Below are 6,301 nucleotides of genomic sequence, written 5' to 3'. Positions count from 1 at the left end.
GCTTGGAGACGCCAAAGTCGGCCATGTCCTGACAGGTTTCGGCCCCGCACAGCACCGCCGCCAAGGCAATGAACAAAACGCTGTTCAGCGAATAGCGGACATTGGCCGCCCGAGGGTCCGGAACCGACCCGAAAAGAGACGCAAATCCGTCCATCCAACCCTCCTTAACAGAAAGACTGAAGTTGAATCGATTTGCGTCAAATATTCAATAGCTTAAAAGCCATACGCGATTCCCCTGGCCCCGGAGGGGAGAGGGTGGCGCGTATGCGCCGGGTGAGGGGAGACAGCGCTTCCTCATTGCACCGACATGGAAGAAAATCAGGGGCTCCTAAGCCTTCTACAGCACCGCCGCCAGTTCCCCGGCCCGTGCGCCCGCAAGCCGCACCCGCCGCCCCTCACCCTCCTCGGCAAAGGCCAGCCGCAAGGCGTCCTTCGGCAGCAACCCCTCGCCCCGGTCCGGCCACTCGATCAGGCTCAAGCCATCCTCCAACGCCTCGTCGATGCCGAGTTCGATCAGTTCGTCGGGATCGGAAAGCCGGTAGAGGTCGAAATGCCAGATCGGCGGGTCGCCGTCATAGACCTGCACGAGCGTGAAGGTCGGGCTCGGCACCTCAAGATCGGGTTCGCCGAGCCGGGCGCGGATCAGCGCGCGGGCAAAGGTCGACTTGCCCATACCGAGATCGCCGTCGAGCAGCAGGCAATCGCCTACCGTCAGAAGCGGCGCGAGACGCCCGGCAAAGGCGATGGTGGCGGTTTCGTCGGGAAGAAAGAAGCTGCTCATTCTGCAGCGATAATGTCAGCGGAGCGCTTCTCGCCCACGGCATCGGGAATCCGGCAGGACACGGTGGTCCCCGCGCCCGCTTCGGAATCGATGAAGATCTTGCCGTGATGAAGGCCGACGAAACTCTCGACGATTGCAAGCCCGAGACCCGCGCCTGCATATTGCGCCTGCCTGCCGCCCGATTCGAAGCGGGAGAACACGTTTTCGAGCGCATCATCGCTGATGCCCGGGCCGCTATCGGTGACGGTAAAGACGAAGTCGCTGTTTTCCCGCCAGCATGACAGCGCGATGATCGAGCCGCGCGGCGCATAGCGGATGGCGTTGCCGAGGATTTTCAAGAGCACCTGTTTCAGCCGCTGGAAATCGGCGGTGATCTCGCCGAGCTTCGGCGGCGCGGTGATTTCCAGCGTCACTCCGGTTTCCTGCAGCCGGCTCGAAATATCCTCGGCGACCGAATCGATCAGGTCGTCGAGCGACATCCGGTCGCATTCAAGCTGCAGAATGCCCGCATCGGCCGATTTCAGGTCGATCATGTCGTTGACGATGGTCATCAGCACCGAGGAGGAATTGGCGATGTGATCGACATAATTGCTCTGGCGCGCCGTCAGCGGTCCGATCTCGGCGGATTTCAGCAGCTCGGCGAAGCCCATGATCGAGGTCAGCGGTGTGCGCAGCTCGTGGGAGACATGTTCGAGGAAGGCGTTCTTGAGTTCCTCAGCCTTGCGCAGCGCGTCGTTCTTTTCCGTCAGCGCGCGCTCGACATTGACCGAATCCGTCTTGTTGACGAAGGTCAGCATGGTCTGGGCGTTGGGCAGCGGCGTCACCGCGTAATCGAGCACAACGCCGGAGGAAAGCTCCAGCCGGCCCTGGCGCGAAACCCGCTCATCGTCAAACGACGTGATCATCCGGGCAAACAGCCGCCAGCCCTTGGCCGCTTCCTCGTCCTTGTCGCCGACCTGCATCAGCGCGCGGATATGGGTGCCGGGCGCAGCCTCGTTCTCGCCGAGCCGCCACAGGCCAAGAAAGGCCGGATTGGAAAGCTTCAGCCGCCCGTCCGGACCGAACACGGCAACCCCTTCGGACAGATGATCGATGGTCTCGCCCTGGACCTTGACCAGCGTGTTGTAACGGGTCTTGAGCGCCACCTGTTCGGTATGGTTTTCGAACACCCAGGTGGTGCCGCCGCGCGGATGGGCGGAGGCGAAGACGGAGAGCGTCTCGCCGCTCGGCAGATACCAGAGGTCGTTATAGGGCGCGACGGAATGGTAGACCGACAGCGCCTTGTCCTTCCACTCGCGCCACAGATGCGGCTCCGGCAGCTTGCCATCGGCGCGCAGGCGCTCGAACAGTTCGCCATTGTCGGGATGGCTTTCGAGAAAGCCCATGTCGAGCTTCCAGAGTTTCTCGAAGGCCTGATTGTAGAATTTCAGCCGCCGGTCGGCGTCGAAGATCGCAACAGCGGTATTGAGATGGTTCAGCGTGTCGGCATGGCTTTCAAGCGTCTGCTCCAGCGCCGTCTCGCTCGCCTGCAGGGCGGAGACATCGATCGCGAGCCCCGCCGAGCCATCGCCAGTCGGCACTTCGGTGAGATCATAGAAGGCGCGTTCGCCGGCGGTCACCACCGGCTGACGGCCTTTGAAGGGCTCGCCGGCCCTGATCTTGCCGTCGAGTTTTTCCTGCGTCGGAGCCGACAGCAGCATGCGGTTTTCGCAAAGCGCGCTCTCGGCATCGCTTGCCTCGACAGCAGCAGCATAGGCGCGGTTCACCCAGGTGAGCCGGCCCTCGCCATCGCGCTGCCATGCCGGCACGTCGACGCCGTTCAACAGCGTCTCGAACCGGGACAGCGCCGCCCTGGCGCGCTTGTGCTCCAGTTTCAGTTCGGCCAGTTCCGCGCGCAGCGATTCCAGCGCGCCGAAGCGCACATGGGCGCGTCCGCCGGTGGTGCCGCCGATCACTTCCAGCACATAGCCGCCTTTGGTTTCGGCCAGCATCTCGAAGGCCTTGGCACGGCTACGCAGGGCGGCGACAGCGGCCTCAAGCTGCTTGGTGCTGCCGGGCGACAGCCAGTCGGCGAAGGAAAGGAAGGCGTCGTCATCTTCCGGCGCGCCGGCCTCATCCGGCAGCGCGCCTAGAAATTCCGGCGCGCTGTCGGGGCCTTCCCAGAAAATGATGCGGCGGTTTTTCTCCGCGTTCAGCGCCTTGAGATTGGAAATCCGCTCGCGCTCGGCCTCAAGCTCGGCGGCAAGGCGTTGATTCTCGGCCTCGGTGCGGCCGCGCAGGCGCATGAACCAGAGGGTGGACAGCACGGTGGCGGCCAGTATGCCGCCAAAGGTCGCAAGCGCCATGACCTCGCGCGACGACAGCATCGGCGGAGCGGCTTCAGCGGCGAAGGCAGAAGCCGCCGTCAGCGACAGGGCGGTGCCGGCCAGAAGCAGGCGAAACGCCTGCCGCCCGACGCGAGAATGCCGCTTGTTCTTGTGAGTGCCGCCCCGGCCCATCAATCCATCCGTCATTCCGGCGATCCGCGCTGTTGGCGGAATCGCCATTGTCGAGGCAGCGCCGCATTTTTTCGAAGCGGCTTTGCCCCAAGGCATTTCATGTTCGTGAAGATCCGGCCGATTGCCGAATCGCGCCCCTTCAAAACATAGACGCTTGACGAATCCGCGAAAAGAGTCCGGCGGAAATAAAGCAAGCGCCTCCATTCTGGCGGGCGTCTTGCCAGATTATGCGGACATGCTTTCGGAAGTCTTAAAAGGAGACGAGACCGGCTTTCAGGCGAAAGCCGGGGCCGGGCGCTCGCGCACCGTCAGATGCACCAGCGCCGAAACAAGGCCGAGCACGATTGCGGCATACCAGATCATGTCGTAATTGCCGTAGCGGTCGAACCACGCGCCGCCGAGCCAGACGCCGGTGAAGCCGCCGAGCTGGTGGCTCAGGAACACGAAACCGAACAGCGTGCCCATGGCGCGCGGGCCGAACATCACCACGATCAGCCCGCTGGTGAGCGGCACGGTGGAAAGCCACAGCCCGCCCATCAGCATGCCGAATATCAGCACCGAGGCGGGCGTCAACGGCAGCCAGATGAAGACCAGGATGACGGCGGCCCGCGCCGCATAAATCGCCGCCAGCACATGGGGCTTGGCAAAGATATTGCCGAGCTTGGAGGCAAGCAGCGTTCCGAAGATGTTGCCGAAACCCGCCAGCGCCAGCGCCTGCAGGCCGAGCCCGCGCAATTGCGAAGGCGACATGCCGGTGCCGGCGCAGAAATTCTGCACATAGGTCGGCAAATGGGCGGTAATGAAGGCGAGATGAAAGCCGCAGACGAAGAAGCCGAGCCCCAGCATCAGGAAGCTGGTGTGGCCGAAGGCCTGCCTGAGCGTCTGCGGCAGATCGATCGGCGGCGGCGCGCTGGTGCCGGGCGCCTGCTTCACCTTCAGGAAGGGAATCGCGAACCCCATCGGCACCAGCAGCGCCGTCAGGATCGCCATCGTCATGCGCCAGTCGAAATGGGTGATCAGGAAGGCGACCAGAAACGGCAGGATCGCCTGCCCGGCCGAGCCGGTGGCAGACGCCACGCCGAGATAGAAGCCGCGCTTTTCCGGCGGCGCGGCGCGGCCGACGACCGCAAGCACCGTGCCGAAGGCCGTGCCGGAAATGCCCATGCCGACAAGCACGCCCGCGCCCATATGCTGGGCAAAGGGCGTGGTGCCGACGATGGAAATGCCCATGCCGAGCACATAGAAGGCAAAGCCGAGCCACATCGCGCGCCGGTCGCCGTATTTGTCGGCCAGCATGCCGAAAAACGGCTGGGCAAGCCCCCACACCAGGTTCTGGATCGCAAGCGAGATCGAGAAGATCTCCAGCCGTCCGCCAAACAGGTCGTTGGACAGCGGTTCGATCACCCCGCCGAGCACCGAGCGCACCCCGAAGGACAGCGCCAGCACGAGCCCGCCGGCGACCATGATGCTGGTCATGTTCTGGGTGGTTTCCGATTGCCCGCGCATCTGCCCCTCAAACCCTTCGAAAATTCCGATCTAGCAGCGTTGCCGCCATAAGAACAGTGAATAGATTTGAAGGATAACCAAGGTTTCAGTGATGTATCGGGCGTCTAACTAGGCGCCATTTCAGACCGGCTTGTAGGCGACCGCCTCGATCTCGACCAGGATATTGATCATCAGCCGCGCTTCGGTGGTGGAGCGGGCCGGGAATTTGCCCTGTTCGAAAAACGCGGAATAGGCCTTGTTGAACCGGGCGAAATCGCGCGCATCGTGCAGCCACACCGTGGTCTTGCAGATATCGGAGAGTTCGCAGCCGGCGAGCTTCAGCGCCTCCTCGATATTGCGCATCACCTGCGCTGTCTGGGTCTCGACGTCGTGGGCGACCACCGAGCCATCGGCCAGCGTCGGCACCTGGCCTGACACGTAAACGAAATCGCCAGCACGGACGGCCGGGCTCAAAGGTGCGGGATTGGACGCGCCGCCTTCGGCGTGGAAGTGCTCGATCTTGCTCATGGAAAGGCCTTTCTTCGGTTTGGCAAAATGGACCGTCATTCTCCAGCACACCTGCCACAGAAAAACCGCTTCGCGCAACGCGCCAAAGCGCCGTAGCAGGGCTGCGGCCTGCTTCTCCAACGAAGGCTTTCCCGATCCCGATCCATCGGCTATGCATCGGTAAACCAACCCGAACCAGAGGAGAGGCCGGATGAAACGACTTGAAGGGCGGGTCGCGCTCGTCACCGGCGGCGTCGGCGGCGTCGGCGCGGCGGTGGTGCAGGATTTCCTGGCCGAGGGCGCCGCCGTCATCATCAGCGATATCCGCGCCGACAAGGTGGATGAGGCGGTCGCGTCCCTCAAGGCCGAGGGACACGCCGTTTCGGGTGCTGCGGCCAGCATCACCGACTACGAGGTCTTCAAGTCTGCCGTCGATGCGGCGACCGGCGAACTTGGTCCGGTCGATATCGTCGTCGCCAACGCCTTTGTCGGCGGCACTTCGCCCACGCTCGACAAGACCACGCCGGAGAGCTTCCGCCAGGATGTCGCCGACAATCTCGCCGGCACGTTCAACACCGTGCGCGCGGTGATCGACGGCATGAAGGCGGCCAGCCGCGGCGCGATCGTGGTGATCGGCTCGGTCAACGGGCTGACCACGCTCGGCCAGCCGGCCTACAGCGCCGCAAAGGCCGGACTTGAAAGCCTGACGCGGACCATGGCGACCGAATATGGCGCGCACAATATCCGCGCCAACATCATCTGCCCCGGCACGGTGCAGACGCCGGCCTGGGACGCGCGGATCGCGAAAAAGCCCGACGTGCTCGACGGGCTCACAAAATGGTATCCGCTTGGCCGCGTCGCCAAGCCCGTCGATATCGCCAAGGCGGTGACTTTCCTTGCCTCCGACGATGCCGGCTTCATCTCCGGCGTGACATTGCCGGTCGATGGCGGACTGATGGCCGGCAATCTGCAAATGGCGCGCGAACTGACGCTGGAAGATCGCTGAGGCGATCCGCAGGACCGCGCCGAA

Annotated in this window: 6 protein-coding genes; 1 reads left to right on the top strand and 5 read right to left on the bottom strand. The window is 63.6% G+C overall.

Features of this window, described 5'->3' with window-relative positions:
- From V6766_RS04190 to V6766_RS04170, 5 genes are all read right to left on the bottom strand, one after another.
- Positions 1-154 (bottom strand): transposase family protein (locus tag V6766_RS04190; RefSeq protein ID WP_448463914.1); only part of this gene is annotated, 154 nt, incomplete at its 3' end.
- Between the two features lie 183 nt (positions 155-337).
- Positions 338-781, bottom strand: coding sequence for a tRNA (adenosine(37)-N6)-threonylcarbamoyltransferase complex ATPase subunit type 1 TsaE (gene tsaE, locus V6766_RS04185; protein ID WP_448463887.1), 444 nt, complete (start codon positions 779-781; stop codon positions 338-340).
- The gene (locus tag V6766_RS04180; protein ID WP_448463885.1) at positions 778-3,294 is read right to left on the bottom strand and encodes an ATP-binding protein; all 2,517 of its coding nucleotides are present in this window, start codon (positions 3,292-3,294) and stop codon (positions 778-780) included. The genes tsaE and V6766_RS04180 overlap by 4 nt, the downstream gene beginning before the upstream one ends.
- 258 nt (positions 3,295-3,552) lie before the next feature.
- Entirely contained in the window at positions 3,553-4,785 is a 1,233-nt protein-coding gene (locus tag V6766_RS04175) for an MFS transporter (protein WP_448463883.1), read from the bottom strand.
- A gap of 120 nt (positions 4,786-4,905) precedes the next feature.
- On the bottom strand, positions 4,906-5,292 hold the full coding sequence (locus V6766_RS04170) for a RidA family protein (RefSeq protein WP_448463881.1): 387 nt from the start codon (positions 5,290-5,292) through the stop codon (positions 4,906-4,908).
- Positions 5,293-5,482: 190 nt separating this feature from the next.
- On the opposite strand from V6766_RS04170, the gene V6766_RS04165 reads away from it, so the two are divergent.
- Positions 5,483-6,277 carry an SDR family oxidoreductase gene (locus V6766_RS04165; RefSeq protein ID WP_448463879.1) on the top strand — a complete coding sequence of 265 codons (795 nt, stop codon included), beginning with the start codon at positions 5,483-5,485 and terminating at the stop codon, positions 6,275-6,277.
- The last annotated feature ends 24 nt before the right edge of the window (positions 6,278-6,301 follow it).

The sequence above is a fragment of the Martelella sp. AMO21009 genome, from assembly GCF_053484295.1.
The sequence above is the reverse complement of the archived record's forward strand: the minus strand, read 5'-3'. Positions and strand labels throughout refer to the sequence as shown.

Bases quoted from the DNA above. Each gene is read 5' to 3' on its own strand.
- V6766_RS04175 (WP_448463883.1), bottom strand. From the start codon at position 4,785: ATGCGCGGGCAATCGGAAACCACCCAGAACATGACCAGCATCATGGTC.
- V6766_RS04165 (WP_448463879.1), top strand. From the start codon at position 5,483: ATGAAACGACTTGAAGGGCGGGTCGCGCTCGTCACCGGCGGCGTCGGC.
- V6766_RS04170 (WP_448463881.1), bottom strand. From the start codon at position 5,292: ATGAGCAAGATCGAGCACTTCCACGCCGAAGGCGGCGCGTCCAATCCC.
- V6766_RS04180 (WP_448463885.1), bottom strand. From the start codon at position 3,294: ATGACGGATGGATTGATGGGCCGGGGCGGCACTCACAAGAACAAGCGG.
- tsaE (WP_448463887.1), bottom strand. From the start codon at position 781: ATGAGCAGCTTCTTTCTTCCCGACGAAACCGCCACCATCGCCTTTGCC.